Origin of the sequence: Tistrella mobilis KA081020-065 (genome assembly GCF_000264455.2) — a bacterium.
GTDB lineage: Bacteria > Pseudomonadota > Alphaproteobacteria > Tistrellales > Tistrellaceae > Tistrella > Tistrella mobilis.
Genome location: NC_017956.1, coordinates 2,649,535 through 2,676,224, shown reverse-complemented (window position 1 = coordinate 2,676,224; position 26,690 = coordinate 2,649,535). Strand labels below are relative to the sequence as shown.

At 68.8% G+C, this 26,690-nt stretch carries 32 protein-coding genes, 2 pseudogenes and 1 riboswitch; of the genes and pseudogenes, 29 read left to right on the top strand and 5 right to left on the bottom strand.

What is annotated here, in order from left to right; genetic code table 11:
- Genes prpB through TMO_RS12135 form a run of 3 tightly spaced genes read right to left on the bottom strand, consistent with a single transcriptional unit; the run spans window position 1 to window position 3,672 of the window.
- Entirely contained in the window at window positions 1-918 is a 918-nt protein-coding gene (gene prpB / locus TMO_RS12145) for a methylisocitrate lyase (RefSeq protein WP_014745930.1), read from the bottom strand.
- 17 nt (window positions 919-935) lie between these two features.
- Entirely contained in the window at window positions 936-2,135 is a 1,200-nt protein-coding gene (gene prpC / locus TMO_RS12140; RefSeq protein WP_014745929.1) for a 2-methylcitrate synthase, read from the bottom strand.
- A gap of 22 nt (window positions 2,136-2,157) precedes the next feature.
- Entirely contained in the window at window positions 2,158-3,672 is a 1,515-nt protein-coding gene (locus TMO_RS12135; protein WP_014745928.1) for an MmgE/PrpD family protein, read from the bottom strand.
- 152 nt (window positions 3,673-3,824) lie between these two features.
- Here TMO_RS12135 and TMO_RS12130 point away from each other — a divergent pair, with 152 nt between their 5' ends.
- From TMO_RS12130 to TMO_RS12120, 3 genes and pseudogenes are all read left to right on the top strand, one after another.
- On the top strand, window positions 3,825-5,264 hold the full coding sequence (locus tag TMO_RS12130; RefSeq protein ID WP_041604949.1) for a short-chain fatty acyl-CoA regulator family protein: 1,440 nt from the start codon (window positions 3,825-3,827) through the stop codon (window positions 5,262-5,264).
- A gap of 19 nt (window positions 5,265-5,283) precedes the next feature.
- Window positions 5,284-5,504, top strand: a riboswitch (cobalamin riboswitch).
- A 134-nt stretch (window positions 5,505-5,638) separates the two neighbouring features.
- Window positions 5,639-7,544, top strand: a pseudogene (locus tag TMO_RS12125) (ribonucleoside-diphosphate reductase subunit alpha).
- Window positions 7,535-8,653, top strand: coding sequence for a ribonucleotide-diphosphate reductase subunit beta (locus tag TMO_RS12120; RefSeq protein ID WP_041604947.1), 1,119 nt, complete (start codon window positions 7,535-7,537; stop codon window positions 8,651-8,653). The pseudogene TMO_RS12125 and the gene TMO_RS12120 overlap by 10 nt, the downstream one beginning before the upstream one ends.
- Here the strand turns inward: TMO_RS12120 and TMO_RS12115 are convergent.
- Together TMO_RS12115 and TMO_RS12110 are read right to left on the bottom strand one after the other, a co-directional pair.
- Window positions 8,620-9,402 (bottom strand): annotated as a pseudogene (locus TMO_RS12115) (thiolase family protein); the annotation flags it as partial. The gene TMO_RS12120 and the pseudogene TMO_RS12115 overlap by 34 nt on opposite strands.
- 403 nt (window positions 9,403-9,805) lie before the next feature.
- A complete protein-coding gene (locus tag TMO_RS12110; protein ID WP_014745922.1) occupies window positions 9,806-10,150 on the bottom strand; it encodes a hypothetical protein in 345 nt (114 codons plus the stop codon).
- A gap of 364 nt (window positions 10,151-10,514) precedes the next feature.
- Between TMO_RS12110 and TMO_RS32830 the strand changes: the two genes are divergently transcribed.
- From TMO_RS32830 to TMO_RS11980, 26 genes are all read left to right on the top strand, one after another.
- Window positions 10,515-10,838 carry a helix-turn-helix domain-containing protein gene (locus TMO_RS32830; RefSeq protein WP_081598895.1) on the top strand — a complete coding sequence of 108 codons (324 nt, stop codon included), beginning with the start codon at window positions 10,515-10,517 and terminating at the stop codon, window positions 10,836-10,838.
- Between the two features lie 45 nt (window positions 10,839-10,883).
- Entirely contained in the window at window positions 10,884-11,387 is a 504-nt protein-coding gene (locus tag TMO_RS31680; protein WP_187297774.1) for a hypothetical protein, read from the top strand.
- On the top strand, window positions 11,380-13,551 hold the full coding sequence (locus TMO_RS12100) for a Mu transposase C-terminal domain-containing protein (protein WP_187297773.1): 2,172 nt from the start codon (window positions 11,380-11,382) through the stop codon (window positions 13,549-13,551). Before TMO_RS31680 ends, TMO_RS12100 begins: the two co-directional genes overlap by 8 nt.
- Before the next feature lie 10 nt (window positions 13,552-13,561).
- Window positions 13,562-13,846 (top strand): hypothetical protein, encoded by a 285-nt coding sequence (locus tag TMO_RS12095; protein WP_014745918.1) that lies wholly within the window; start codon window positions 13,562-13,564, stop codon window positions 13,844-13,846.
- An 88-nt stretch (window positions 13,847-13,934) separates the two neighbouring features.
- On the top strand, window positions 13,935-14,660 hold the full coding sequence (locus TMO_RS12090; RefSeq protein WP_041604946.1) for an AAA family ATPase: 726 nt from the start codon (window positions 13,935-13,937) through the stop codon (window positions 14,658-14,660).
- A gap of 1 nt (window position 14,661) precedes the next feature.
- Entirely contained in the window at window positions 14,662-15,303 is a 642-nt protein-coding gene (locus tag TMO_RS12085; RefSeq protein WP_014745916.1) for a winged helix-turn-helix domain-containing protein, read from the top strand.
- Entirely contained in the window at window positions 15,296-15,706 is a 411-nt protein-coding gene (locus TMO_RS29460) for a hypothetical protein (RefSeq protein WP_014745915.1), read from the top strand. The genes TMO_RS12085 and TMO_RS29460 overlap by 8 nt, the downstream gene beginning before the upstream one ends.
- The gene (locus TMO_RS12075) at window positions 15,703-15,912 is read left to right on the top strand and encodes a hypothetical protein (protein WP_014745914.1); all 210 of its coding nucleotides are present in this window, start codon (window positions 15,703-15,705) and stop codon (window positions 15,910-15,912) included. The genes TMO_RS29460 and TMO_RS12075 overlap by 4 nt, the downstream gene beginning before the upstream one ends.
- Before the next feature lie 15 nt (window positions 15,913-15,927).
- A complete protein-coding gene (locus TMO_RS12070; RefSeq protein ID WP_014745913.1) occupies window positions 15,928-16,152 on the top strand; it encodes a hypothetical protein in 225 nt (74 codons plus the stop codon).
- 450 nt (window positions 16,153-16,602) lie between these two features.
- Complete coding sequence (locus TMO_RS12060) at window positions 16,603-16,854, top strand: DUF2312 domain-containing protein (protein ID WP_014745911.1); 252 nt, start codon at window positions 16,603-16,605, stop codon at window positions 16,852-16,854.
- The gene (locus TMO_RS12055; protein WP_014745910.1) at window positions 16,851-17,285 is read left to right on the top strand and encodes a hypothetical protein; all 435 of its coding nucleotides are present in this window, start codon (window positions 16,851-16,853) and stop codon (window positions 17,283-17,285) included. The genes TMO_RS12060 and TMO_RS12055 overlap by 4 nt, the downstream gene beginning before the upstream one ends.
- Window positions 17,282-17,512, top strand: coding sequence for a hypothetical protein (locus tag TMO_RS12050; protein WP_014745909.1), 231 nt, complete (start codon window positions 17,282-17,284; stop codon window positions 17,510-17,512). The genes TMO_RS12055 and TMO_RS12050 overlap by 4 nt, the downstream gene beginning before the upstream one ends.
- Window positions 17,505-17,720: a hypothetical protein gene (locus TMO_RS12045; RefSeq protein WP_014745908.1), complete on the top strand. Its 216-nt coding sequence runs from the start codon at window positions 17,505-17,507 to the stop codon at window positions 17,718-17,720. Before TMO_RS12050 ends, TMO_RS12045 begins: the two co-directional genes overlap by 8 nt.
- A complete protein-coding gene (locus TMO_RS12040) occupies window positions 17,713-18,306 on the top strand; it encodes a regulatory protein GemA (RefSeq protein ID WP_014745907.1) in 594 nt (197 codons plus the stop codon). Before TMO_RS12045 ends, TMO_RS12040 begins: the two co-directional genes overlap by 8 nt.
- Window positions 18,303-18,518: a hypothetical protein gene (locus TMO_RS12035; protein WP_014745906.1), complete on the top strand. Its 216-nt coding sequence runs from the start codon at window positions 18,303-18,305 to the stop codon at window positions 18,516-18,518. The genes TMO_RS12040 and TMO_RS12035 overlap by 4 nt, the downstream gene beginning before the upstream one ends.
- A gap of 4 nt (window positions 18,519-18,522) precedes the next feature.
- Window positions 18,523-19,020 (top strand): hypothetical protein, encoded by a 498-nt coding sequence (locus TMO_RS29455; protein WP_014745905.1) that lies wholly within the window; start codon window positions 18,523-18,525, stop codon window positions 19,018-19,020.
- A 33-nt stretch (window positions 19,021-19,053) separates the two neighbouring features.
- Window positions 19,054-19,656 carry a glycoside hydrolase family 108 protein gene (locus tag TMO_RS12025; RefSeq protein ID WP_014745904.1) on the top strand — a complete coding sequence of 201 codons (603 nt, stop codon included), beginning with the start codon at window positions 19,054-19,056 and terminating at the stop codon, window positions 19,654-19,656.
- Window positions 19,657-19,658: 2 nt separating this feature from the next.
- Window positions 19,659-20,120 (top strand): hypothetical protein, encoded by a 462-nt coding sequence (locus TMO_RS12020; RefSeq protein WP_014745903.1) that lies wholly within the window; start codon window positions 19,659-19,661, stop codon window positions 20,118-20,120.
- Window positions 20,113-20,331 (top strand): TraR/DksA C4-type zinc finger protein, encoded by a 219-nt coding sequence (locus tag TMO_RS32825; RefSeq protein WP_014745902.1) that lies wholly within the window; start codon window positions 20,113-20,115, stop codon window positions 20,329-20,331. Before TMO_RS12020 ends, TMO_RS32825 begins: the two co-directional genes overlap by 8 nt.
- On the top strand, window positions 20,316-20,735 hold the full coding sequence (locus TMO_RS12010) for a hypothetical protein (protein ID WP_014745901.1): 420 nt from the start codon (window positions 20,316-20,318) through the stop codon (window positions 20,733-20,735). Before TMO_RS32825 ends, TMO_RS12010 begins: the two co-directional genes overlap by 16 nt.
- Window positions 20,732-21,055 (top strand): hypothetical protein, encoded by a 324-nt coding sequence (locus TMO_RS12005; protein ID WP_014745900.1) that lies wholly within the window; start codon window positions 20,732-20,734, stop codon window positions 21,053-21,055. Before TMO_RS12010 ends, TMO_RS12005 begins: the two co-directional genes overlap by 4 nt.
- A 4-nt stretch (window positions 21,056-21,059) precedes the next feature.
- Complete coding sequence (locus tag TMO_RS12000) at window positions 21,060-21,605, top strand: DUF3486 family protein (RefSeq protein ID WP_041604943.1); 546 nt, start codon at window positions 21,060-21,062, stop codon at window positions 21,603-21,605.
- Window positions 21,606-21,666: 61 nt separating this feature from the next.
- Window positions 21,667-23,211 (top strand): hypothetical protein, encoded by a 1,545-nt coding sequence (locus TMO_RS11995; protein WP_145978125.1) that lies wholly within the window; start codon window positions 21,667-21,669, stop codon window positions 23,209-23,211.
- Window positions 23,211-24,698 (top strand): phage portal protein family protein, encoded by a 1,488-nt coding sequence (locus TMO_RS11990; RefSeq protein ID WP_081598894.1) that lies wholly within the window; start codon window positions 23,211-23,213, stop codon window positions 24,696-24,698. The genes TMO_RS11995 and TMO_RS11990 overlap by 1 nt, the downstream gene beginning before the upstream one ends.
- The gene (locus TMO_RS11985) at window positions 24,685-25,929 is read left to right on the top strand and encodes a PBECR2 nuclease fold domain-containing protein (RefSeq protein ID WP_041604942.1); all 1,245 of its coding nucleotides are present in this window, start codon (window positions 24,685-24,687) and stop codon (window positions 25,927-25,929) included. The genes TMO_RS11990 and TMO_RS11985 overlap by 14 nt, the downstream gene beginning before the upstream one ends.
- Window positions 25,930-26,056: 127 nt before the next feature.
- Entirely contained in the window at window positions 26,057-26,572 is a 516-nt protein-coding gene (locus tag TMO_RS11980) for a phage virion morphogenesis protein (protein ID WP_014745895.1), read from the top strand.
- Window positions 26,573-26,690: the final 118 nt, after the last annotated feature.

Below are 26,690 nucleotides of genomic sequence, written 5' to 3'. Positions count from 1 at the left end.
TCAGGCGGCTCCGAGGACGGGAATGACGGTGGTCACGATCGACAGGTCGAGCGCCTCGTAGTCGTGATAGCCGAGCGTTCTGTAAAGCTGGGCGCGGGTCTGCATGCGCGGCAGCATCGCCGTCGTGGCATCGTCGCGGGCCAGGGCGGCATAGAGTTCCTCCTGGGCGCGGGCGGCGACGCGCAGCGAACTGACCGGCCAGATCACCATGCGATAGCCCATCTCCTCGAAGCGGGCGCCGGTGATCGCAGGCGTGCGGCCGAACTCGGTCATGTTGGCCAAGAGCGGCACGCCGGGCAGGCGGCGGGCGACCTCGGCGAACATGTCTTCCGAAGTCAGCGCCTCGGGGAAGATCGCATCGGCCCCGGCCTCGACATAGGCCCGGGCGCGCTCGATCGCGCCGTCGAGACCTTCGGATGCCGCGGCGTCGGTGCGGGCGACGATCACCAGATCGCGGCGCGCCCGGGCGGCGGCGGCGATCTTGGCGGCCATGTCGGGCAGCGAGGCCAGCTTCTTGTCGTTCAGATGGCCGCATTTCTTGGGCAGCAGCTGGTCTTCGATATGCACCGCCCCGGCGCCGGCCTCTTCGAAGCAGCGCACCATGTGCATCACGTTCAGCGCTTCGCCATAGCCGGTATCGCCGTCGACCAGCAGCGGCAGCCCCGCGGCGCGGGCGATCTGGCGAATGAAGAAGGTGACCTCGTCGGCGGTGATGATGCCGAGATCGGGCAGGCCCATCGAGGCGGTCATCGCCGCCCCCGACAGGTAGAGTGCATCGAAGCCGGCCGCCTTCGCCTGCAGGGCGGCAAGGCCGTTATGGGCACCGGGCAGGCGCAGGATGCCCGGCCGGGCAAGGAGGTTCCGGAACCGCCGGCCCGCGGGTTCCGCGGGCAGGTGGTCGGCGACGAGATAGGGCATCGGAGGTGATCCTCGGGTCAGGCCGCGCGCACGCGCCCGGCCGGGTCGCGCTGCCCGATCGGCAGGAAGGTGCGCGGCTCCGGGCCGATATAGTTGGCCGAAGGGCGGATGATCTTGCCGTCCTGGCGCTGCTCGATCACATGGGCCGACCAGCCGGAGGTCCGGGCGATGACGAAGAGCGGCGTGAACAGCAGGGTCGGGATGCCGATCACGTGATAGGCGACGGCGGTGTACCAGTCGAGATTGGCGAACATCGACCGGGCATCGGCCATCACCGCCTCGATCCGTTCGGCGATGCGGTAGAGCCGCATGTCGCCGCCTTCCTCCGTCAGCCGGCGGGCAACCTGTTTCGCCACCGCATTGCGCGGATCGGCGATGGTGTAGACCGGATGGCCGAAGCCGATGATCACCTCTTTTGCCGCCACCCGCCGGCGGATATCGGCCTCGGCCTCGTCGGGCGTGGCATAGCGCAGCTGGATGTCCAGCGCGACCTCGTTGGCGCCGCCATGCTTCGGGCCGCTCAGGGCGCCGATGCCGCCGGTGATCGCCGAATAGAGATCGGCACCGGTGCCGGCGATGGTGCGGGCCGCAAAGGTCGAGGCGTTGAATTCATGCTCGGCATAGAGGTTGAGCGAGGTGTGCATCGCCCGGATATGCGAGGACGGGGCCGGCCGGCCATGCAGCAGATGCAGGAAATGGCCGCCGATGCTGTCGTCGTCGGTTTCGACCTCGATCCGCCGGCCGGCATGGGCATAGTGGCGCCAGTAGAGCAGCATCGAGCCGAGCGAGGCCAGCAGCCGGTCGGCGAGGTCGCGGGCGCCGGCCGGGTTGTGGTCGGCGGCCTCGGGCAGGGCGCAGCCCAGGGCCGAGACGCCCGAGCGCAGCACGTCCATGGGGTGGGCGGCGGCCGGCAGGGCTTCCAGCGTCCGGCGCACCGCCTCGGGCAGGCCGCGCAGCCGCTTCAGCTTCTCGCGATAGAGTCGGAGCTGCGCCTCGGTCGGCAGGCTGCCATGGATCAGCAGATGGGCGATTTCCTCGAAATCGCAGCGGTCGGCGATGTCGAGAATGTCGTAGCCGCGATAGTGCAGGTCGTTGCCGCTGCGGCCGACGGTGCAGAGTGCGGTGTTGCCGGCGGGCACGCCCGAGAGCGCCACCGATTTCTTCGGGCGCGGGGTGGTGGTGGCGTCGGCGGCGGTCTGGGTCGGGGTGGTTGTCATCTGCCTGGACTCCTTCAGGAGATCAGCCGAGCCGGTCGAAGATGCCGTGGAGCGCGCGCGTGCCCAGCCGGTCGGACGGAACCGTGAAGGTCAGCCCGGCCAGATCGTCGGCCGACAGATGCGGCAGGCGCTCGACGGTGGCGAGGAAGCGGTCCTGTTCGACCGGCTCGATCACACCCTCGGCGAGGGTGCGGAACTTGGCGATGTAGTCGGGGCGGCGGAAGGGGCGGGCGCCGGCCGGATGGGCATCGGCCACGGCCAGCTCGTCGACGATTTCCCGGCCGTCGTCGAGGGTGACGACCACCCGGCCGCCGAAGGCCTTTTCCGCCGGATCGGCGGCGTGATAGCGCCGGGTCCAGGCGGGATCCTCCACCGTCGAGATCTTCCGCCAGAGGGCGACGGTGGAGGGGCGGGCGGCCCGGTCGGGCGCATAGGAGCGCTGGTGGTGCCAGCCGCCGTCTTCCAGCGCCACCGCGAAGATGTACATGATCGAATGATCCAGCGTCTCGCGGCTGGCCCGGGGGTCGAATTTCTGAGGGTCGCCGCTGCCGGTGCCGATCACGTTGTGGGTGTGATGGCTGGTATGGATGACGATGCTCTTCACCCGGCCGGGGTTGCCGATGGCCGGGCCCATGCGCCGGGCCAGATCGATCAGAGCCTGCGCCTGGTATTCGGCCGAATATTCCTTGGTCCAGGTTTCCAGAATCGCGCGTTTGGGCTCTCCGGGGGCCGGGAGCGGCACCTGGTATACCGCCTCGAAACCGCCGAGCATGCGGGCGATGACCCCGTCCTCGCCCTCGTAGATCGGCGCGGGCGCGCCCTCGCCGCGCATGGCGCGGTCCACCGCCTCGATCGCCATCTTGCCCGCAAAGGCCGGGGCATAGGCCTTCCAGCTGGAAATCTCGCCCTTGCGCGACTGGCGGGTGGTGGTGGTGACGTGCAGTGCCTGCTGGACCGCCTGCAGGATCACCTCGGCCGGCAGGTCCAGCGCTGCGCCGATCCCGGCGGCGGCCGAGGGGCCCAGATGGGCGATGTGGTCGATGCGGTGCTCGTGCAGGCAGATGCCCTTCACCAGATCGACCTGGATCTCGTAGGCGGCGGCAAGACCGCGGAGCAGCCTGTCGCCGTTCAGCCCGCAATGCTGGGCGACCGCCAGCACCGGCGGGATGTTGTCGCCCGGATGGGAATAGTCGGCGGCCAGGAACGTGTCGTGGAAGTCCAGCTCGCGCACCGCGACCCCGTTGGCCCAGGCCGCCCATTCGGGCGAGACCCGGCGATGGGGCGACAGGCCGAAGACCGTGGCACCCGGGGTGAAGGGATGGGCGGCCGCCTGGGCGCGGGCGCTCACCACCGGCCGGCGGGCGAGGGCGGCGGCGGCGACCGCGGCATTGTCGATGATGCGGTTGCCGATCATCTCGGCCACTTCGGCACCGACCGGTACCGGATCGGCGGCAACGGCCGCGATCTTCCAGGCGAGCTGATCCTCGCGGGGCAGGTGGTCGGCGGAACGGCGGGCGCGAACCTCGTGCAGGATCACCGGGGGCCTCTTTGCTCTTGCATCGGATGGGTGCTTCGCAATATACGCAGACCACAAAATCTCTAAATGACTGAAAATGCGTGAGTTTGCGAAGGGCGATCCGGAAATTTGCGAAGTTTGCGAAGATCCGGGACACGAAGGATGAGCCGGGCATGAGTAAGGCATTCATGGGTGTGCGACTGAAGCGGCTGCGCGAAGAGCGCGGCCTGACCCAGGCGGCGCTGGCCCGCGCGCTGGACGTGTCACCCAGCTATCTGAACCAGCTGGAGCGCAACCAGCGGCCGTTGACCGTGCCGGTGCTGCTGAAGATCCATGCGATCTTCGGGGTCGATGTGCAGATGTTCTCGGAGGACGAGGAGGCACGGCTGATCACCGATCTGCGCGACGTGCTGGTCGCGGGCGGGGACGGTGCGGGCGGACGGGTGTCGATGGCGGAGATCCGGGAACTCGCCGCCGGCATGCCCGCGGTCGGCCGCGCGCTGGTCGGGCTGTACCGGAACTGGCGGGCGGCGGAAGAGCGGGCCGATGCGCTTGCCGCCCGGCTCGGGCAGGATGTCGCCGGCCAGACCCTGACGCCGATGCCCTACGAGGAGGTGCGGGATTTCTTTTATGCCCGCCACAACCACGTGGCCGAGCTGGACCATGCCGCCGAGGCACTGAACGAGGCGGCGGGGCTGGTTCCCGGCCGGGTTCTGCCGCGGCTGATCGCCTATCTGCGCCGCCGCCACGGCGTCGAGGTGATCGACGACGAACAGCCCGGCGAGGCGGAAAGCCGCGGCGGGGTGCTGAGCCGCTTCGATCCCGAGCGCCGGGTGCTGCGGCTGGCGGCCGGCCTGCCGCCGGGGCGGGCCGCCTTTCAGGTCGCGAGCCGTCTTGCCTTTCTGGAGCAGGGGGCGGTGCTGGACCGGCTGTCGGCCGATCCGGGCTTTTCGGGCGAGGAGGCGCGGGTGCTGGCGCGGATCGGCCTGGCCGCCTATTTCGCCGGCGCGCTGATCCTGCCCTATGGTCCCTTCCTGGCGGCGGCGGAGGAACTGGGCTACGACATCGAGCGCCTGGCCCGGCGTTTCGGTGTGGGGTTCGAGACCATCTGCCATCGCCTCAGCACATTGCAGCGGCCAGAGGCGCGGGGGGTGCCGTTCTTCTTCGTGCGGGTCGATCGTGCCGGCAACATCTCCAAGCGCCAGTCGGCGACCGATTTTCATTTCTCGCGGGTCGGTGGCAGCTGCCCGCTCTGGAATGTGCACGAGGCCTTCGCAAGCCCGGGACGGATCCTGACCCAGCTGGCCCGCATGCCCGACGGCCGGACCTATCTCTGGATCGCCCGCACCGTGGGACGGACCGGCGGCGGCTGGGGCGCGCCGGGCAAGAGCTTCGCCATCGGCCTCGGCTGCGACCTGCGTCATGCCGGCCGGCTGGTCTATGCCAAGGGGCTGGATCTTTCCGACCCCGAGGCGGCGACGCCGATCGGCGCCGGCTGCAAGGTCTGCGACCGCCCGGCCTGCCCGCAGCGCGCCTTTCCGCCGGTGGGGCGGCGGCTGGCGGTGGACGAGGCGGAGCGCCGCTTCGCGCCCTATCCCGCGGCGGAGGCTTGACGGCGGGACAGTGATCTGCACAAGATGCGGCGTTCTCGGTTCCCCGGGTCTACAAGATCTGGGGCTAAGAGGGAATCCGGTGCGAGGAGGGACACCCTCGTCAATGCCGGAGCTGTCCCCGCAACTGTAGGCGGAGAGCGGCCACGCAAGACAGGGCCACTGACGGGCGATCGTCGGGAAGGCCGGCGTGGCGGCGGTGACCCGCGAGCCAGGAGACCTGCCGGAACCTTGGAATGATACGTCCCTGGGCGGGGAGTCCCGGCGGGCGCATGGCGGTTTCCGTCCGGCGACCCGCGGGTTCTGATCCCGTGCCCGCGCGTTCGGCCCGCCCTGCGTTCATCCGGCCCCGGTCCGCAGATCGATGGGTGAACGCCATGACCTCTCTCGCCTTCGACTTCGACCGGCACGGCCATCTGGTTCCGGTGACAGGTCCGGTGCCGCTGGAAAGCGCGCCGCGCCGGCCGCAGGCGCCGATCCCGTTTCCGCTCGCCCCGAAGCCCGTGCCGGCCGATCTGGTGCTCGATCGCGGCCGTGATGCGCTGCTGACCGATTTCGGCAAGGCCACGCTGCGCGATCGCTATCTGATGCCGGGGGAGAGCTATCAGGATCTGTTCGCGCGGGTCGCCTGCGCCTATGCCGACGACCGGCCCCACGCCCAGCGGATCTATGATGCGATCTCGCGGCTCTGGTTCATGCCGGCGACGCCGATCCTGTCCAATGGCGGCACCAGCCGCGGCCTGCCGATCTCGTGCTTCCTGAACGCGGTGCCCGACAGCCTGGACGGCATCGTGCGGACCTGGAACGAGAATGTGGCGCTTGCCTCCAATGGCGGCGGCATCGGCACCTAGTTGGGGGGAGGTCCGATCGATCGGCGAGCCGGTCAAGGGCTGCGGCGAGACCTCGGGCATCATTCCCTTCATCCATGTCATGGACGGGCTGACGCTGGCGATCTCGCAGGGCTCGCTGCGCCGCGGATCGGCCGCGGTCTATCTGGACGTGCATCATCCGGAGATCGAGGAATTCCTCGAAATCCGCAAGGCCTCGGGCGATTTCAACCGCAAGGGCCTGAACCTGCATCACGGCATCGCGATCACCGATGCCTTCATGGAGGCCGTGCGCGAGGGGGTCGATTTCCCCTTGATCAGCCCCAAATCGGGGGCGGTGATGCGCCGGATCGACGCCCGCAGGCTGTGGCAGAAGATCCTTGAGACCCGGCTGCAGACCGGCGAGCCCTATCTGCTGTTCATCGACACGGTGAACCGGGCCCTGCCACGCCATCAGCGGGCGCTGGGGCTCAAGGTCTCGACCTCCAATCTCTGCAGCGAAATCACGCTTGCGACCGGCGCCGATCATCTGGACGAAGAACGCACCGCGGTCTGCTGCCTCGCCTCGCTCAATATCGAGACCTGGGACGAATGGCAGGGCGAGGCGGGCTTCGTGGAGGACGTGCTGCGCTTCCTCGACAACGTGCTGACCGGCTTCATCGAGACGGCACCCGACGAGATGGCCCGGGCGCGCTATTCGGCGATGCGCGAACGCTCGGTCGGGCTGGGCGTGATGGGTTTTCACGCCTTCCTGCAGGCGCGCGGCATCCCGTTCGAGAGCGCGATGGCCAAGGCCTGGAACCTCGCGATCTTCCGCAGGCTGCGCCAGGAAGCCGACCGCGCCTCGGTGTTCCTGGCCGAGGAGCGCGGCCCCTGCCCGGATGCGGCCGAGGCCGGCATGCAGGCGCGGTTCAGCCACAAGCTCGCCATCGCGCCCACGGCCTCGATCAGCATCATCTGCGGCGGCACGAGCGCCTGTATCGAGCCGATCCCCGCCAATATCTACACCCACAAGACCCTGTCGGGCGCCTTCCCGGTACGCAACCCGCATCTGGCCCGGCTGCTGGCCGAACGCGGCCTCGACCGGCCCGAAATCTGGCAGTCGATCGTCGAGCATGAGGGCTCGGTGCAGCATCTGGACGGGCTGACGGAGGACGAGAAGACGGTGTTCCGCACCGCCTTCGAGATCGATCAGCGCTGGATCGTGGAACTGGCGGCCGATCGTGCGCCCTTCCTGTGCCAGAGCCAGTCGCTGAACCTGTATCTGCCGGCCGATATCGATAAATGGGACCTGCACATGCTGCACTGGACCGCCTGGGAGCGGGGGGTGAAGAGCCTTTATTACTGTCGGTCCAAATCCATCCAGCGGGCGGGCTTTGCCGGCGGCACGCGCACCGCGGCCGGCCTGGCTGCGACCGCACGCACCGATTACGAGGAGTGCCTGGCATGTCAGTGAGGCGCGTGATCGCCGGCGATCTCGACCCGATGACCCTGGTCGGCACCGGCCGGGTCGGGCTGCTGACGGCTACCGGCAGTTATGACGTGGAGCGCTACCCCTGGGCCTATGCCTTCTGGAAGCGGCAGCAGCAGATCCACTGGATGGGCGAAGAGGTGCCGCTCGGCGGCGACGTCAAGGACTGGACATCCGACCGGCTGAGCGATGCCGATCGCGGCCTGCTGACCCAGATCTTCCGCTTCTTCACCCAGTCGGACATCGAGGTCGGCGACAATTATCTGAAGCGCTATCTGCCGCTGTTCCAGCCGCTCGAAATCCAGATGATGATGGCCGCCTTCTCGAACATGGAGACGGTCCATATCGATGCCTATGCGCTGCTGCTGAAGACGCTGGGCATGCCCAAGGCCGAATTCGAAGCCTTCCACGACTATGCCGACATGCGCGCCAAGGCCGATTACATGCACAGCTTCGGTACCGGCACGGTGGCCGATGTGGCGCGTACGCTGGCCATGTTCGGCGCCTTCACCGAAGGCATGGCGCTGTTCGCAAGCTTCGCAATGCTGCTCAACTTCCCGCGCCACAACAAGATGAACGGCATGGGCCAGATCGTCAGCTGGTCGGTCCGGGACGAAAGCCTGCATTGCGAAGGCATCATCCGCCTGTTCCATGAATGGCACCGCGAGACCGGCGTGGTCACCCGGGCGGTGCGCGACGACATCACCGATGTGGCGAAAACGATGGTCGGTCTTGAAGACCGGTTCATCGATCTCGCCTTCGAGTTGGGGCCGGTGGAGGGGCTGCGGCCGGACGAGGTGAAGGCCTATGTCCGCTACATCGCCGACTGGCGGCTGACCCAGCTGGGCCTGACCCCGGTCCATGGCTGTTTCTCGGACCCCGACCAGGGCGCGCGGGCGCTGGTGCCGCATCCGCTGCCCTGGCTGGTCGAGATCCTGAACGGGGTTGAGCACGCCAATTTCTTCGAACAGCGCGCGACCGAGTATTCCAAGGGCGCCACCCGCGGCGCCTGGGACGGGCCGGATGGCGTCTGGGCGGCCTTTGACCGCAGATCCGCCGATCAGACGGCTTCGAGGATCGTGGCGATGCCCTGACCGCCGCCGATGCACTGGGTGGCGAGCGCGAAGCGGCCGCCGCCCCGCACCAGCTGCTGTGCCGCCTTGGCGGTGATCCGCGCGCCGGTGGCCCCCAGCGGATGGCCGAGTGCTATGGCGCCGCCATCCGGGTTCACGATGTCCTCGGGGATTTCCAGCGCGCGCAGGCAGGCGACCGCCTGGCTGGCGAAGGCCTCGTTGATCTCCACCACGCTCAGATCGCCGACCCCGATGCCGGCACGGGCAAGCGCCTTGCGGCTGGCCGGCACCGGGCCGATGCCCATGATCTCGGGCGGGCAGCCGGCAATCGCGGTGGCGCGGACCACCGCCATGATCGGCAGGCCGTGGGCGCGGGCGAAGTCTTCGGAGGTGACGAGAACCGCCACGGCGCCATCGGTCAGCGGCGAGGCCGTTCCCGCGGTCACCGTGCCGTCGGCACCGAAGGCGGGCTTCAGCCCGGCCAGGCCTTCGAGCGTGGTACCGGGGCGCAGGCAGCCATCGGCATCGACCACGCCGTCGGGCGTGTGCACCGCCACGATCTCGTCGGCGAGCCGGCCGGCCGCCTGGGCATCACGCGCCTTCTGCTGGGAGCGGAGCGCGAAGCCTTCCTGCGTCGCGCGGTCGATGCCATAGCGCGCGGCCACGTTTTCGGCGGTGCGGCCCATGGTGATATGTGCCTCGGTCATGATTTCGGCATCGGGCAGATCGGGGCTGCGGAAGCGCGGATTGGGCGAGAAGCTGAACCCGCCTGTGAGGAACGGGAAGGTTTGGCACCCGGGATTACCCTGGATCAGGCTGGACGAGGCCGGATAGGGCGCTGAATCGACGAGATAAACCGGGTTTCGGGGGCCGCAGAGCGATTTGCGGCCCCTTTGTCATGCCCGGCGTCCGCGCCGAAGGGGTGGGCGGCCGATTGTGGCGAGGTTTGTCACCTTGAGGAATGCAGCCGTTGGGCGTGACGCCCAGTCCCGCCGGCAACTCGTGGCTGCATTCGACCGCGTGACGCGAATACGTCGGCCCGTATTAATCAATCATTAAGAACTGGTACGTCGAAATCACCGGTGACGATTGTTACGGGACGGAAAAGCGCGCGATCCGGCGAAGGAGGGCCGGGTTGTGTGATCGGGGGATCTTTATCGAAACGGACGAGCTTCAGGCCGGGCGTTTGCTGCGGTCAGGGGTTGCTGCGCTCTCGCGAAGGCGCCGGCGCCGATCGGCCAGGATCTCCCCCAAGGCAATCAGGGTTGCCGAGACGTCGTGCCTTGTGGGGGCCAGCGCGCCGTAGATCCGGGCTGCCTCCTCGCCTAGCGTCCGGTCCGGGATGGCTGCGCCTTCGCCCTTGTAGAGGGCGCGGACGGCGTCAACGATAGTCCCCATAAGCTGAGGGTCGACGGGCTCGACCTGCTGTTTGGCATCGGAAGGCGGCTGCGAACTGGCAGAGGCGCCGGTTGCCAGCCAGTCGAGGCTGACACCAGCGGCGCTGGCCAGCTGAACCATTGCCAGGAATGGCGGTCGGGCGCGGCCATCTCTCCACCGCGCTATCTGTTCGGGCGTCACCGACGCGATGGCTGCTGCCGGTGCGAGCCCCCCGATCGTATCGAGTATCTGTCTGAATCGAGTCCTGTGCCCGTCGGACCAGCCCGGGACTGACTTATCAGTCGCCATATCCGCTGCCCACCCTGACATAAAACCATGGTTCATCGACGAAAATCGCCTTATCGACGATTTTTAGGTCGGGATTCAGGTCGGGACTCGATCTTTTGTCGTTGATCATCCGACTTTTTGTCGGCATCATTGTTGCGAACACAACAGACAACCCCCTAAAAGTAGGCCGGTTACGGCCAAGCGACGAGGATACCGCATGGCGTCGTCACCGCCAAAGCGTCCAAGCGCTGATGTTTGGCATCCAGAGCAGATCAAGGCGGCCGTGCGCATGCAGGGAATGACCCTGGCAGAGCTGGCCCGTCTGAACGGCTTGCCGGAATACGCATGTAGGCACGCGCTGCGACACCCGGATCTCGATGGCGAGCTGGTTATCGCTGAGTACCTGGGGCTCTCTCCCCGGCAGATCTGGCCCGAGAGGTTTCGGGCGGACGGCAGCCGGAGGAACGAGCCGAAGGGGCGCAGGACAAATGCTATCGATCGCCCCGCAGTGCGTCATTGTCAAAAACGCAAGGTTGCATAGCTATGGCGCCCGCAAATCTTTGGATCGCAATTGACGGAGGGAGGCATGGCTAAAAAGCGCCCCTCACCGACAACCTGCGCGCCAGGACAGGGGAGTTTCTTCGACGCTCCGGCGGAGGTGCCACTGCCCGGCTTCGGCCTCCGACTGCGTGAATCCCTGGTCGAGACGCTTGCGCTCGCTCGCGAGCGGCTGGGCCTGGACCGACACGACATCGCCGCTGAAATGGGTCGGCTTGATCCGGAGCGCGAGATCTCGAAGGCGATGCTGGACAGGTACTGTGCCCCTTCCGCGGCCGAGTGGCGCCTGCCGGCGGAGGCGCTGCCGGCGCTGGTCCGCGTCACCGGTGATGCGCGATGCCTGCATCTGATCAATGAGGCCGCCGGCTATCGTGCCGTCCCGCACGAGGCAGCCGCGATCGCAGAGCTGGCCGCGATCGAGCTTGAGGAAAGGGCCCTGCGGGAAAGGCGTGCGCGGGTGCAGCGGATGTTGCCGAGGGAGGCTGCGGATTTCCTGCGGGAAGCGTCGCGGAGGGCGGCGCGAAATGGCTGAAGTCTGGAAAACAGCAGCAGCGTGGGCAGCTGATCGGTTGTCGGGCATGCCCCACGACGAAAGCGGCATGCGGCGCCGACTGATGCGAGAGGGGGCGCCGCGTCGTCGACGCGAAGCGTCCGGCGGTGGGTGGGAATTCGCAGCCAGCGGTCTGCCGGCCGAGGCCCGCGATGAACTCGCCCGCCGCGAGCTGGCCACCCAGCCCCAGCCCGAGAACCAGGCCACCGCGGTCGAGCCCGAAAAACTGCCAGAGGTCGCCCCCACCCCCACCCCCGCGGTGAAGGCCGCGGACTGGCAGCGGCGGGCGGCGGATGCGCGGGCGGCGCTGCTGGCGGAGGTCGATCGGTTGGCCGAGGTGCACGGGTCCGACCGGGCGATCCGGGCGCTGGTTTCGGCCGCGGCCGATGGGTCGCTGGGCGAGCAGTTGGCGCGGCTGGTGCCGATGGCGAACGCGCGATCGGCGGAAGGTGGCGGGCGCACGTTGTCGGAGCGGACGGTCAAGCGGTGGCGGGCGCAGGCGCGCGAGGCGGGGTGGGTCGGGTTGTTGCCGAAGGCCCCGCCGCCGGCGCCGGAGCCGGCGTGGGCGTCGTACCTACTCAGTATATATAGGGAGCGGCCGCATTCGACGGTGAGTGAGATCGTCCGGGATCTGCCGTCCCGCCTGCCGGAGGGGGTGTCGGCGCCGACCTACAGTCAGGCGCGGACCTATCTCGCCAGCTTGCCGCCACAGGTGAGGGAGAAGGGGCGGATCGGCCCGTCGGCGATGCTGGCCCTCCAGGGGCACAAGCGGCGATCCAGTGCCGGGCTGTGGCCGATGGATCTCTGCACCGGTGACGGGCACGCGTACAAGGCGAAGGTCCAGCATCCCGTCACGGGCAACCCCTTCAAGGCCGAGCTGGTCTCTTTCGTGGATGTCGCGACCCGCTACTGCGTTGGTTGGTCGGCCGGGCTCGCCGAGAGCACCTGGGTAGTGATGGACGCTTTTCGGCACTCCGTTGAGAGGTGGGGCGTCATGGCCATGACCTACACAGATCATGGGGCCGGGTTCGAGAACTGGTTTTTCGACGATGAGGTCGTCGGCCTCTTCAGTCGGTGCGGCACGAAGCCGGAACGGTCAATCGGCGGGCGGGCTCAGGCGCGGGGCAAGATCGAGAGGGCGCAGGCGACTATTTGGGGGCCCGCGGAGCGCTCGCTGCCGACCTATGTTGGTCGCCGCGCCGACCGGGATATCGTCAAGCGCGTCGAACAGCGAGTTGAGCGGGATATCAAGACCCGCGGGGCATCACGCCTGCTGCTGTCGTGGCAGGAAGCGCTCGATCACTGGCGGGCAGCGGTCGACGCTTATAACAACAGGCCGCACAGCGCCCTGAAGCGGATCCGCGACGCCGAAACTGGCCGCACCCGCCACCAGACCCCCACCGAAGCCATGCGCGAGGCGATCGAAAACGGCTGGCGGCCGTCGGATCTGCCGGCTGATCTCGTCGAGGACCTGTTTCGCCCCTACGAAATCCGCCGCACCGTGCGCGGTGAAGTGCGTCTGCCCTGGGGGCGGTACTACGACCATGCCCTGGTGCCCTACACCGGGCAGTCGGTGCGGGTGGGTTACTCCATTCACGACGGTGACCGCGTGTGGGTGCGGGACGGGGCTGGGCGCCTGATCTGCGTGGCCCAGCGGGACGCCAACGTGATCCCCGATATGCCCGAGAGCAAAATCCAGCACGCGCGCGACCAGCGGGCGCAGAGGCGGTCGGCTCTCTTGGAGCAGCGGCTTGAGGATATCGAGGTCGAGAGGCTGGGCGTCAGTCGGGTGATCGACGTCACCCCGGCGCCGGCTGAACCCGGGATGCCGAAGATCACCAGCATCCCGCAGCCGGCGGCCCCGGTGCGGAAACCGCAAGAGGTCGCCTCGGGGCTGTCGGCAGCCGCGGCCGAATGGCAGCGGTCGGCGCAGGTGGTCGAGATCCGGCCGGGTGCCTCGGCGCCGGCCGCGGCGACCGAGGCTGAGGTGCGGTACGCCCGCGCCCGCGAAATCGAGCGGCGCGTGGATGCCGGCGAGAGCGTGACCGAGAGCGAGGTCACGTGGCTTGCGAAATACCAGACCCGCCCGGAATACCGGGTGCGGCGGGACCTTGAGGAACAGCGCGCCGCTATCCTCGCGCGCTGAAGGAGGATCGATGAACAAAATCAATAATTTGCGCTCCCGCGCCGACCGGCTCGGTCTGTCGATTATCCGGATCACCACACACGCGGAAGCGCGTGCCGAAGGCGGGCACATCTATACCTTGGCCCCGGTGGACTGGACCGATATCGAGGCCGAGGCGGCCCCGGTGGTGACGTGGTCGTTGACCGAAATGGTGGCGGCCCTGACTGAGATTGAGGCGATCAACGCCGCCATCGCCACCGAGGTGAGGGATATCGCGATGATGGAGGCCGGCGTCGCCCGCTTCTCGCGGCGCTGAATTTGACACCTGCCTGCCCGGGACCCGGGCTGACGGCAGGGCTGTGGCCGCAGAGACAACCATTAGTACTTATTTTGGAGATTAACGAATGCATACAGTTGCGCCTCTTGACAATGTCGCCACCTTCCGGTTGCTCGTCAGCCGCCTTCTCACCCGCCGCGCTCACTTGCCGGGGATCGGGGTGTTTTTCGGGCCGTCGGGTTTCGGGAAGACGCAATCGGCTGTCTACGGTGCGAACGAGTGCGGGGCTCACTACCTTGAGCTCGGCCGCCTGTGGACCACCAAGACGTTCCTGGCGCACCTCGCCCGGCTTGTGGGCGCCCCCGCCCGCGGCACCACGGCCGACCTCCATCAGTCGGTGATCGAGGCCCTGGCCGCGGCCCCGACGCTGCTGATCATCGACGAAGCCGACCACGCCGTCGCCAAGGGTTATGACGAGGCGATCCGGGACATCCACAACAAGACCGGGGTCCCGATCGTGCTCATTGGCGAGGAACTCCTGCCGCAGGCGATGCGGCGCAATGAGCGGCTGCATAACCGGGTGCTCGCGTGGGTGGCTGCGCAGCCAGCCACGGCTGATGACGCCGCCGTGCTGGCCAAACTCTATGTCACCGACACGTGTGGTGTGACCATCACCCGCGATCTGACCGATTTGATCGCGGCCAGGGCCGGCGGTCGGGTCAGGCGGATCTGCGTCGGCGTAGATGCAGTGCGTGATTGGGCGGAAGCCGAAGGCCTGAGTGTCGTTGACGCGGCTGCATGGGGCGATCGGCCGTTGTGGGACGCGGCGCCGAGTAAGGTGCGGAGGATCTGACATGGCCAAAAAGAAGGCCTCCCCCGCCCAGATCGTCCAGATCCCGGCAACGCTGCCCGAACAGGGTGGCGCCAACCCCCGGCACCAGGCCCTCTGGCGGCGGATCCTGGGCGTGATCGCCGAAGGCGGCGACATCACGGTCAACGCGATCGCCGGGGGCGACGGCGGCAGCCGGTCGACGGCGCAGGTCTACCTGCGCCGGCTGGCAAAGGCCGGCATCCTGCGTGAGCTGCGCCGCGACGGGACCGCGGTGGTCTACGGGGCCCCTGAAGCCGCTGAGCTGTCGCCGGCGGCGCCGGCGGTCCGCCCGGACGGGACTGTGCAGCCGCCGTCGGCAGCTCGCGCGAACATGTGGCGGACGTTGCAGATGACCAAGGCCGTCACGACGCGCGATCTGGCGATCTGGGCGAGCACGGAAGCCGCCCCCGTCACCCTCCGCGCCGCGCAGGCCTATTGCGTCGCGCTGACCGCGGCCGGTCTGGCTGCGAAGCGGGGCAGCGGGGCGCAGGCAGTCTATGTGCTGCTGCCCGGCGCTGTGACCGGGCCGCGGGCGCCGGTGGTTGTCGACGTCAGGGCCGTGATCGACCCGAACACCGGCCGGGCGGTGGGCGTCGCCCCCGCGCGGGAGGTGCCCCTTGGGTAAGCGCGGCCCGAAGAAGGGTACCCCGCAGCCCGGCACCGACCATGTCGGCACGGCGATGGCGGCATGGGGGCACGACTTGCCGGATTGGGTGCGGGCTCTGGCCTATGCCGCGCAGACCAAGACCGCGAACGCCGTGGCCTACCAGATCCGATACGACCCGATGGTCGTCCACCGGGTTCTGCGCCGGACCTATGACGGCTCTTACGCGCGGGTCGAGGCGGCTGTGCGCGGCCTGATCATCCAGGCCGTCGACTGCCCCGTCCTGGGGCGCATTGACGAAACGCGGTGCCGTCGGATCCGGACGGATCCGCGGCCGCCGACCAGTTCACACCTCGCGATCCAGACGTGGCGCGCCTGCAAGACGTGCCTGTACGGGGTCGCCCAATCGGGAGGAAGCAAATGACCCCCTCTACCGAAATCCGCGAGCTGGTCTCGCGGCTCGACAAGGCCGCCCCCACGATCCCGCCCCACGAATGGGAACAGGTGGTGGCCCTCCTCCTCTGCATCGCCGCGCGGGTGCGCGAGATGGAGATCGATCTCGCGGCGCGGGTCGCGCGCGAGAGGGCCGCGGCCGGGATGGGAAAGGTCATCCCGCTGCGGCGGCTGTAACCGGCAGAGGCGCCCATGTCCGATCCCGCCCGCCTGGAAGCCATTGAGCAGCGTCTCGCGGCCCTGGAAGCCGCCCGCCCGGCACCCGAGCCGGCGGCCCGCGTCACCGATGACGCGATCGCGGCGGCCGAGCGGGAGGTGCTGGACCTGCTGATCTGGCAGGCAGGCCGGGCATGGATGCCGACACCACTGAGGGCCGCGGTGGCGCGGCTCGCATACCTCAAAGGGTACGACCTATGACCACGAAGAATGATCCCTACGGCGACGCCCGCGACGCGTTCAAGCGGGCCCACCGCCTCGCAAAATCAACCTCCGGGGACCTGTTTATCTGCGGTCTTGACCCGCGCCCCACGAATCCGCCGCGGGTCGTCACCTACGCCTATGCATCTCCGCTCGCGTGCGCGAGATACGCCTTCATCCTGATGCAGGCGGCGCCTGCCGCCTCTGGGATATCGAGGTGACGGACATCCTCGCCGAGGGCATCCAGCACGGACGGCACCCGAGTGGCATATGCGTGTATGGGCTCGATCGTGACACGAGGCACTGGCTCGCAATGCCTACGGCTGCCTATGCCTGGGCCTGGGTCCGCACCCACGGCAAGTCTGGCCCTGCCAGCTGGGCAGCCAACCCCTGGGTGGTCGCCCTGACTTTTAAGGTCGAACCCCACAACATCGACAAGATGGTGACGCCATGACCGAGGTCGCAGGTATCTCGGCCGACGTGCTGCGCTCGTATATCGAGCGGATCGAGCGGCTGGAGGAAGAGAAGGCCGGCATCGCCGCGAACATCCGCGAGGTGTTCGCCGAAGCCAAGGGCAACGGCTTCGATACGAAGGTCATGCGGCAGCTGATCAAGCTGCGCAGGATGGAGCCGCAGGACGTGGCGGAGCAGGACGACCTGCTCGACGTCTACAAGCGCGCGCTCGGGATGCCGCTGTCATGACCCAGGCCAGACACACGACCTACAAGGACGAGCTGCTGAAGGTGTGCGACGACCTCAAGGCGGCGACGGCAGCCATGCACGCCGCCGCCGGAGGCGCACCCTCGAACCAGCAGCTGCTGATCAGCGGCATGGCGTGGCTGATTCGCGATACCGAGCGCAGCCTGCGCGAGCTGACCCAGGGCGACGAGGAGCGGGCCGTGCATGGCCCCTATGACGCGATCGCGCACGTCGCGGCCGACATGTTCAGGGCCGCCGAACGGGCGGCGGCGGCCGAACGGCTCGGCAGCGTCATCACCGGGCTCGCCGGGCACCTGCGGGACACGGCCTCCTTGGCGCGGGCCGCGGAGGCGAAGGCGCACGCCGAGCTGGGCGACCTCCTGCACAGGCGGGCGATGGGGCAAGACATTGGAATTGGAGGGGAACAGGAATGAACGCCAGCTATCAGACGATCCTGGCCCGCGCGGCCGACGACCTCGATCAGGTGGTCGACGACCTCGATCTGGCCGCCCAGGCCCAGGCGCTGGACGCCGAGGTCGCCTGGGATGCCGCCCGCGCCGCCGCCCGCCACGCCCGCGACGTCTGCGCCGCGGCGCAGCGCCGCCGGCGGCTGGCGCGGGCTCAGCTGCTGGCCGTGATCGGGGAGGCGACCCATGGCTGACCTGCCCCGCTATGTCACCACGATCCCCTACGGGGCCCTTGAGGCCTATCTGGAGGCCGGGTGGCAGATCCTCTCCGAGGGTCCTCTGGCAGTTTCGGTCGTGATCGACGTGCCGGACGATTTGCCGGCCGACGAAATCGCCGAGCTGAACACCCCCGATTTGAGGGCCGCCGTAGATGCGGCCCTGAAGGAGGCCCGCCATGGATGACAGGACGCTGCGGCTTCGGACCGTCCGTGCCGCCGCCCGGGAGCTGGGGCTCTCGGACGATGGCCTGCGCGACGTCTACGTCCGGACCATCGGCAGCCGCTCGGCCGCGGGTGCGTCGGCTGCCGACCTCGGGCGGGTGCTCGATGCGCTGCGGGCGGCCGGGTGGGTGCCGAAGTCGCGCCGGCGCAAGGGCGATCGACGCCCGGCCGGGTCGGCGCAGGCCCGCAAGATCCGGGCCCTGTGGGTATCCGCGCACAATCTCGGCATCACCTATGACCCGTCGGAGACGGGCCTGGGGGAGTGGATCGAGCGGCAGACGGGTATCAGCGCCATGAACTGGGTCGACCCGGCCACGCTCGCGAAGGTGATCGAGGCCCTGAAGTTCTGGATCGCGCGCGAGGGCGGGGTCGACTGGCCGCCGGCCGATGCGGGGCCGCTGGCCGCGCGCCGGGCGGTGATCGAGGCCCAGCTGCGGCGGGGCGGGCAGCTCGCGGCGGAGGTCGACATCCGCCGGATGGGGGCGTCTGAGCTGGATGCGATCATCGGACAGCTCGGCGTCGAAGTGCGCCGCCGGAGGGCGGCATGAAGCCCCTGCCGGGCTGGCCGGCGGCCGCCACCGCCGCCCATGCCCGCCACACGGCCGCCGGCGGGCGGCTGGTGGCCGAGCGGGTGGTCATCCGCCATCGGCCTGAGGGTAGCCGTCACGTCCTCCGGGCGCGCTGGCGGTGGCCGGACGGATCGGAAGTGCGTGGCACGTGGTGCTGGGCGGTGCCGCCCGGCGAAAACCGGCAGAGGTAACGCCATGACCTGGACCCCGAAGCCCGAAACCTTGCCCGGCATCTTGTCAATCGTCGCCCGCATCGCCGGCGTCGACGCTGCCCTGCGGCTGGCCGAGGCGCACGGCGGCACCCGGCTCTACGTGCCCCGCGACGTGCGGCCGGGGCACGAGCTGGCGCGGGTGCTCGGGGTTCAGGCGGCGCGGCTGGTTTGCCGATCCGAGCTGGGTGGGGACACACACCCCGTGCCGTCAGCGGCCCCGCTGATCCGGGCCACCCGGGCGCGGAGACTGAGGGCAGATGGGTGGACTCACGCCCGCATTGCCCGCGAGCTGGGCATCACCGAGACCCACGCCGCCCGCCTGACCGCCGGCGTCGCCCGCGGCAATGGCGGGCCGGACGACGTGGAGCCCGCGCCCGTCTGCCCGACCTGCGGGCGGGCGCATCGCCGGCGGCTGCGGCGGCAGGATGGGCGGCAGATGGATCTCGATCTCAGGGGCGGATGTGAACATCTGTCCCCCTGATCCGCTGCCCGCGGCCGCGCGAAAATCGCGGCCATGGTCACGATCCTCCCGACGGGCGATCCCCAGCCCGACACCTCGCCCGACGCCCGCTTCACCGCGGCCGTCGGGCGTCTTCGTAGCCGCGAGGGTGGTCTCGTCGATGATCCCAAGGATCCGGGCGGCATCACCCACCACGGCATCGCCATCAACTTCGCGAAGCGCTGGTCCGCCGCCGATCGCCGCCAGCTCGCCGCCGCCGGCCTCGCTGTGCCGGGCACGATCACGCCGGACTGGATCCGCGGCCTCACCTGGGACGAGGCCGCCGTGGTCTACCGGGTGCTGTGGTGGGACCGCTACGAATATGGGGCGCTGCCCTATGGCGTCGGCGCGAAGGCGCTCGATGCGGCCGTCAATCTCGGTCCCATGCGCGCCCACACGGCCCTCCAGCGCGCCTGCCGCGCGCACGGCCGCAGGCTGACCGAAGACGGCATCCTCGGCCCCCGATCGCGCGCCGCGATCGCCGAGATCGGCGCCGCCATCATCCCCGCCTATCGAAGCGAGATCGCCGCCCTCTATCGCGAGGAAGTGGTCCGCGACCCGCGCGACCAGCGCTACATCCGCGGGTGGCTGATCCGCGCCTATGACGAGGAGGCGTGAGCATGCGCAAGCGCATCGCTGCCTGGGTCGCCGTCACCGCGACCATCCTGTTCATCTCTGCCGCCCATGCCGCCCATGCCGCCGACACCACCGCCAGTGTCGCGGCCGCTGCGATCGGCCCGGTGATCGAGAACGTGCTCGGCGCGATCGGCGTGATCGCCGGCGGCTATGCGGTGCGGCTGATCCACCGTGCAGTCGTCTGGCTGGGGCTGGAGCAGGACGCGCGCGTCCGCGCGTACCTTGAAGACGCCACCCTGAACGCGATCGATTACGCGATCCACCAGCTGGGTGGTGCGATCAGAACGCCCGAGGCCAAGACCCAGGCCGTCGAAGTGGCCGTCAACTACCTGCGTCGGCGCGTGCCTGACGCCCTCTCGCGGTTTGACCTCGCGGGCGCGGACGGTGCGGCGGATCTGTGGGATTACGTCACCGCCCGGCTCCCCGGGAGGTCCGCCAATGGCTGACGACGCCGACATCGCAGCCGACCGGGCGGCGCAGGCGGCGGCCGACGCGATCGCCCGTCACCTCCGCCGCCCGCGGCCTGTGGGGCGGCCGACCTGCCGGGTCTGCGGGGATGTGATCCCCGAAGATCGGCGCGCGGCGCTGCCCTGGGCGCGGACCTGCATCGACTGTGCTCGTGGTGAGGAGAGGGAGGCGGCATGCCGGACTGGCTGAAGGACATCGTGCCGGCCCTCGGCATCGTCGTCATGGCGACGGGCACGCTCGTGGTGCCCGTTCTGTCGTGGGTGGTCCGCCGCGGGCTCGTGTCGCAGGACGACCTCCGCGAGACACTTGCGCCGGTTCAGGCCGGCGTCGCCGATCTGGCCGCGAGACTACAGCGCATCGAAGGCGACGTCCGGCACATGCCGGCGGCCGACGATATTGCTGATCTCACCGAGCGGACCCAGCGCCTGGAAGCGGACATTCGGCACCTGCCCACCGCCGATGACGTCGCAGCCCTGCGCGAGACCCTGGCCCGCCTGGAGGGCGGCATCGGGGGGCTCAGCGACGAGCAGAAGCGCCAGGGGCGCGCGCTGGAGCGCATGGAAGAATACCTCACCAGGAGGCCCGAGAAGTGACCGAGCGTGACCTGACGGACCGGATGGACCCTGCCGCAGGGCGGCGGCTCGCGATCCTGCGCATCCTGATCGACCAGGATGGCGCCGCGAACGAAAGCGTCATCGGAACCAACTTGTGGGCCCTCCAGTACCGGGGCCTCGCATCGGCGCCCGACACCGTGCGCGCCGATCTCGATCACCTGCGCGATGCCGGGCTGGTTCGCACCGACTGGTACCGGGGAATGGTCATGGGGGCGGAAATCACCCCCCGCGGCCGCCTCTATCTGCGTCGGCAGGTGCCGGCCGTGCCGGGCGTGGCCTATCCGCTGATCGGCGACTGATCCGATGGCCAGGCCAAGCAAGGTGGACCGGCTGCCGCCCGAAATCCTGGACGCGATCCGGGGGCTCCGGCAACGCGGGCACACGATCGACGAGATCCGCTCTCACCTCGACGGCCTGGGCGTGACCGACGTCAGCCGCAGTGGGCTGGGCGTCTACATCAAGCGGCTCGACGAGCTGCGGGCGCAGACGATGCAGGCGCGGAGCGTGGCGGAGGCGGTGGTCGACCGGTTGGGCGATGACGCGGACGATGACGTGATGAACCGCGCCTCGATCGAGCTTCTCCAGGGGCTGATCCTCAAAGTCTCGCTGGCGGGGGCGGGAGACGGGGCGGCGTTGGACCCCAAAGAGCTGATGATGCTTAGTTCCGCGATCAAGAATGCGGCGTCAGCCCGGAAGGTGGATGCGGATCGCGTGCTCCAGGCGGAGAAGCGGGCGGCCGACAAGGCGCGGCGCGAGGCTGCGGATCGTGCCGGCGCTGCCGCCAAGGCTCGGGGCCTCACGCCGGATACCGCGGCCTTCATCCGCGAGCAAATCCTGGGCGTGACGTGATATGACGCCGGCGCTGGCCCAATCCCTCCCGCCAGAATTGGTCGGGATGCCGCTTAAGGGCGTGCTGCTGGACTATCAGGTAGCAGCGTTCCAGCAGGCCGATACCTGCGCGCTGCTCGTGATCGAGAAGAGCCGTCGTATCGGTCTGACCTGGGGCATCGCGGCTCGTGCCGCCCTGATATCCGCGTCGCAGCGGGCCGCGGGCGGCATGGATACCCTTTACATGGGCTTCGACCGTGACATGGCGCGCGAATTCATCGACACGGTCGCGATGTGGTCGACGGCTTATGCCCTGGTGGGCGCGCAAGCCGAGGTTGAAGAATTCGTATATTACGACCAGAAGGACGGGGAAGAGACCCGCAGCATCCAGGCATTCCGGATCCGGTACGCCTCAGGCTATGAGGTCGTCGCGCTATCCAGTGTCCCGCGTGCGCTGCGTGGCCGCCAGGGTCTGGTGATCCTCGACGAAGCGGCCTTCATGGGTAACCTCACCGAGGTCCTTAAGTCCGCGCTGGCCCTGACGATGTGGGGTGGCCGCGTGATCGTGATCTCGACCCATGACGGCGCCGACAACGAGTTCAACCAGCTCGTCACCGAGATCCGCGAGGGCCGCCGGCCGGGGGCGGCAGTGCTGCGGATCACGTTCGAGGACGCGTTGCAGGCTGGGCTCTGGGAGCGCATCAAGCTCACCCGGCCATCCACGCCGCCGAAGGAGGAGTGGATCGCGTCTGTGCTCGGGCTCTATGGCGATGCAGCAGACGAGGAGCTGCACGTCATCCCGCGCGCCGGCGGCGGCGCCTACTTCAGGGCGGCCCTGATCGCCGACTGCCGCGATGCCGATGTCCCCGTGATCCGCTGGACGGCGCCCGACGACATCCTGTCGGCCGAGAGGCGAGAGGAACACCTCAACGCCATCATCGACGACTGGATCCTGGACCAGCTGGAACCGCTGATGGCGGCGCTGCCGCCGACGGCCAGGCGCTCGGTAGTGGGGCTCGACTTCGGCCGCACGATCGACGCGACGTGCATCTGGTTGTTGGTGGAAGGCGGCAATCGGTGGCTGACGCCGGCCGTGATCGAGCTGCGCAACGTGCCGTTTAGGGGGCAGGAGAGGATCCTGGCGTGGCTCGGTCGCCGTCTGCCGCGGCTGCACCACATGGCGCTGGACGCCACCGGCAACGGCGCGGCGCTGGCCGAGGCGATGACGCTGGAGTTCGGGCGGCCGCGCGTCTCCGAGGTGAAGATCTCGACCGAGTGGTATCGCCAGACGATGCCTCTCTGTAAGGCGGCACTTGAGCGCGAGGCACTGCCGGTGCCGGCCGACCCCGATGTGGAGGCCGATTTCCGGGCGATCGAACTGGTCCGGGGCGTGCCGCAGGTCGGCGGCCGCCGGACGAAAGGCAAGGACGGCCTGCCGCGGCACGGCGACACCGTGATTGCCTGCGCCCTGGCGGTCTATGCCCGCGCACAGGATGGCGGCCCCACGGACGCGGGCCGTTCCGTCGAAGACCTTGCCGCCGCCCGCACCGATCCCGACCGCGACGCCCCCCTCGACGACTACCGCGGCAGCCTCGGCGGCAGCCTTGATGACTACCGGAGGATGTGATGGCTTCCAAGATTACTACCGCCGAGATCGCGGCTCCGGAGACTGACCCCTGGGTGCAGATGTACACGGGCGTGTTGGCGCCGCAGGATCCGACCTTGGCCCGGCGCGGCGGCGCTCAAGGGGTGGCACTCTACGATGAGCTGCTCATTGACCCGCTGATCATGGCACTCCTCGAAAAGCGGACACTGGGAGTGACGAGCCGAGAGTGGCGCGTGGATCGGGCGAGCGACGCGCGGGCCGACCGGTCGACCGCGCTGGCCGTGGAGGCGCAGATCCGTGCCATGAACCACGACCAAGCGACGAAGGGTCTGATCGCCGGCGCGGTCGTGAAAGGGCACGCGATCGGAGAGGCTATGTGGGCCCGGCGCGACAGCATGTTTGTCGTCGACCGGATCAAGGTGCGCAATCAGCGGCGCTGGCGATTTGCAGTGGACGGATCACCCCGCCTGCTCACCCGAGGCAATACGCTCACGGGCATCGCCGTGCCTGACCGCAAGATCATCGTCCATCGCCACCAGATCCATGGCCATGACGATGATCCCTACGGATCGGGAATCGGCCAAAGCCTCTATTGGCCGGCCTGGATGAAGCGCGTCACTCTGGCGGCCTGGGTGCAGGCCGTGGAGAGATACGCGGACCCCATGAAGGTCGCGACCTACGACGGCAACATGGAAGAAAAGACCCAGGATCAGCTGCTGCGGAAGCTGATGGGTCTGGTCCGCGGCGGTGCGATGGTGCTGCCACGGTCGGTCGAGGTCGCGCTTCACAAGGCGGAGGCGGGTGACTACGAGCCGCTGCTGCGATACCTCGACGAGATGATCACGATCGCCATCCTCGGCGAGACGCTGACCACGTCGGCAGGGGATCACGGGGCGCGGGCTCTGGGTGATGTTCACAACGAGATCCGGACGCTGCTGGCCAAAGCCGACGCCGATCTCATCTGCCAGACGTTTAACGAGACGATGGTGCGGTGGATCGTCGATGCCAACGCCCTGCCGATCAAGGCGGGGTATCCTCAGGTCTGGCGCGATTTCAGCGAGCCTGAAGATCTCAATCAGCTGTCTCAGAGGGATGAACGGCTGGCCCAGATGGGGTTCCGCCCGACGGCGAAATACATCGCCGAAACCTATGGCGGCGACCGCGTCGACACCCAGGCGCCCCCGCCAGCCGAAGCCGCTCCTCCCGATCCGGCGTTCGCCGAGGCCGCAGCCACCGCAGCCGCCATCGCCACCCAGCGCGTGCCCGAGGTGCTGACCGCCCGCCTGATCGACGCCACGGCCGATGCGCGCCGGCAGCTGATCGAGCGTGTGCGCGAGGTGGTGATGGCTGCCACGTCTTACGACGATCTCGCTGTTCGGCTGCTGGAAGCCCTGCCAGGCCTGGACGTGACCGCCCTCGGCGAAATCATGACCGAGGCGATGGCGACGGCCGACCTGATCGGGAGGTCGGCGGTGCTGGCCGAGGGGGCGGACGATGGCGACAGTTGAGGCCGTGAGCGTCCCGTTCCGGGAGGCCATCGAGTTCCACCGACGCAAGGTATCGCTGCCGACCGCCGCCTGGACGGACCTGTACGGGGCGGCCCACGCGAGGGCTTTCACCGCCGCAGGCGCCGCGCGCGACGATCTACTCGCCGACCTCCGGACGGCAGTCACCAAAGCGATCGAGCAGGGCACGAGCTTTGCGGAGTTCCAGGCGGACTTTGACGCGCTAGTCGAACGCCACGGCTGGGCCTACAAGGGGCCGCGCGACTGGCGGACCCGGCTGATCTACGGGGTGAATATCCGGCAGGCCTATCAGGCCGGCCGCTGGCAGCAGCTCATGGACCCCGACATCGTGCGCATGCGCCCGCACCTGCGGTATCGCCACGGTGACAGCCGGGTGCCGCGGCCGCTGCACTTGAGCTGGGACGGGCGGATCGTGTCGCGCGACGACCCGTGGATCATGTCGCATTACCCGGCCAACGGGTGGGGCTGCACCTGCTGGGTCGAAGCGATCACCGAGCGGCAGTTGCAGCGGTTGTTGAGGGCCGGCGTGGCCGAGATCGGCGCGCCGGATGACGGCACCTACACCTGGACGGATCCGAGGACCGGCGAAAGCCGGCAGATCCCGAAGGGGATCGACCCGGGGTGGGACTACAACGTCGGAATAGCTTCCATGGAAGGCGTGGTTCCGGCGGAGCTTCAGGAGCCGCTGCCGCCCTATGGCGAGCCTTCGCCGCTGCCGCCCGACCTGCCGCCGCTGCCCCCCGTGCGGCCGGTGGATCCGGCGCGGATCCTGCCCGACGGTCTGGATCCGCAGGAGTATGTGGACCAGTTCCTTGCGGAGTTCGGGGCAACGCCGGGTCGACCTCGCGAGTTCCGCGATCGCTCAGGCGGGATCATCCTCATCAGCGAAGAACTGTTCCAGGTTCGGGCGGCTGGAGGTGAGGTCGTCGGCAGCAAGGCAGACAAGTTCGATCGCGGGCGATACCTGCTCTTGCTCGCCGATGCGATCCGCGACCCGGACGAAGTGTGGGTCGACTGGGCGATGCTTGCCAGCGGGAAGCCGGCACTGCGCCGCTCCTATCTGCGGCGGACGGGGCTTTCGGGGGGCAAGGAGATGTTCACGAGGTTCCAGTGGACGGGCGACGCGTGGCATGGCGTCACGGCGTTCAATGTGCGTCCGAACTACCTCTCGAAACATCGCGCGGGAGCATTGCTCTACCGGCGCCCGGAATGAAACGGGCGGAGCCCGCCGCGGACCCCGCCCGAACCGCATGACATTGCAGATGGTGATCGGCCCCACTGCCACGCAGCCCTTAAGGCAAAGGTAGTCACGCCACTCAAAAACCGCAAGAGGAACACCTGTGTCCGGCGCCCGGCTCACCGTAATTGACCAGATCTCCGGCGCCCTGCGGTCCTTGACCGTGGGGCTCCAGCGGCCGCGGGCGCTGCTCGTCAATATCGGCGAGCTGCTGGTCCAGTCTACCCGCGATCGGATGTTCGCCGAGCAGGGCCCGGACGGCAGCGACTGGCCGGCCCTGAACCCGCTGTACGCTGCAACGAAACGCGGCGGCGGCATGCTCCGCGAAGCCGGCATGTCCGGCGGCCTGATATCCACGATCGTCTGGCAGATGGCCGGCGACATGGCAATTGAGGTCGGCACGTCACGGATCTACGGCGCCATCCACCAGCTGGGCGGCGTGATCCGCCCCAAGACGGCGGCGGCATTGGTGTTCCAGCTCGGGGCGGAGCTGGTGCGGGTGCAGTCCGTGACCATCCCCGCCCGACCCTACCTCGGGATCTCGCCGGCCGACGGCGAGGACATGCTGGACCTCGCGACGGATTACGTCGACGGGCTGCTGACCGGCCGCACCGCCTGAGGTGAGTCCACCGCGCCGCTCCGGCGGGCGGATAGGCGCATGGTCGACGGTCTCGGCCGGGGTAGTAGCCAAGCGGGGCAGATCGCGCTCTAAGGGCCATCCAGGCGGCGCCTGCCGA